At 60.8% G+C, this 950-nt stretch carries 2 protein-coding genes; one reads left to right on the top strand and one right to left on the bottom strand.

Annotated features, from left to right (window positions below; genetic code table 11):
• A partial coding sequence (locus ACZXDY_RS46065; RefSeq protein ID WP_464350036.1) for a LysR family transcriptional regulator occupies nucleotides 1-443 on the bottom strand: 443 nt, incomplete at its 3' end.
• A gap of 121 nt (nucleotides 444-564) precedes the next feature.
• Here ACZXDY_RS46065 and ACZXDY_RS46060 point away from each other — a divergent pair.
• Nucleotides 565-813: a DUF1127 domain-containing protein gene (locus ACZXDY_RS46060; RefSeq protein ID WP_464350035.1), complete on the top strand. Its 249-nt coding sequence runs from the start codon at nucleotides 565-567 to the stop codon at nucleotides 811-813.
• Nucleotides 814-950 lie beyond the last annotated feature (137 nt).

Here is a 950-nt window from a genome sequence, read left to right as displayed (position 1 = left end):
CCATGGCGCACCGCAAGGTCGACTTCCTCTCGCGCGAAGTCGACGTGATGAAGCGTTGCGGAAACGCGAAGGTCGATCCCAGAATGAGCTTCGGCAAAATGGCCGAGCCGGTGAACGAGCCATTTGGCCGCGAAGTCCGGCGAGGTGCTGACGGTAAGGACGCCGGCGTTCTGCCGTTGCAGAAGCCGCTCGGTGCCAACCGCGATGCGGTCCAGGGCATCGCGAACGATAGTCAGATAGTCCTTGCCGGCCTCGGTGATGATCAGGCGCTGGCGCTCGCGATTGAACAGCTTGATCGCAAGCTCAGCCTCCAGCGCCTTGACCTGATGGCTCACGGCGCCCTGCGTGACGCAAAGCTCCTCGGCTGCGCGGGTAAAGCTTTCATGCCGCGCCGCGGCTTCGAAAGCCTTCAGCGCATTCAGGGGCGGCAAGCGTGAACGCATCGCACAAAGACTTCATGAGAAAAACTAGGGCCGGCCAGAGAAACGATGCTTTGCGGATCACGGCCCGCTGACCTTATGGGAAAGCTTCAATGCAGCATTTCATGAGATTTGGAGCTTGTCGATGTCAACCGTTGCCCGCAACGCCTCGACGTTTCGGCTGATCCGGCCGGCCGGTCCGCTCCCACAACTTCATCAGGAAAATTCGGTGGAAAGGCTCGGCGCTCCGGGACGCGGGCTTCGAGCTTGGTCCGCGCGGCGCAGGCTGCGTCAGGCACTCCGCGATCTGGCCGACGACAAGCATCTGCTCGCCGACATCGGCCTCACGCGCGAAGAGGCGCTGGACGAGGCCGCTAAGCCATTCTGGCGATAACAAGCGCCCGTTACCAACAAGATAGAGGAGGAACAGATGGCAGAGCCAATCGTCTATGGCTTCCCGCGAAGCACCTACGTCAACATCGTGCGGTTGATTCTGACGCACAAGGACGTAGCGTATGGCTTTCATGACCT

Source organism: Bradyrhizobium sp. LeoB3, assembly GCF_055456055.1.
This window is presented reverse-complemented; position numbering and strand designations above follow the sequence as displayed.

What these genes read in the sequence shown, in the direction of transcription:
- ACZXDY_RS46060 (WP_464350035.1), top strand. Translation starts at nt 565, where the DNA reads ATGTCAACCGTTGCCCGCAACGCCTCGACGTTTCGGCTGATCCGGCCG.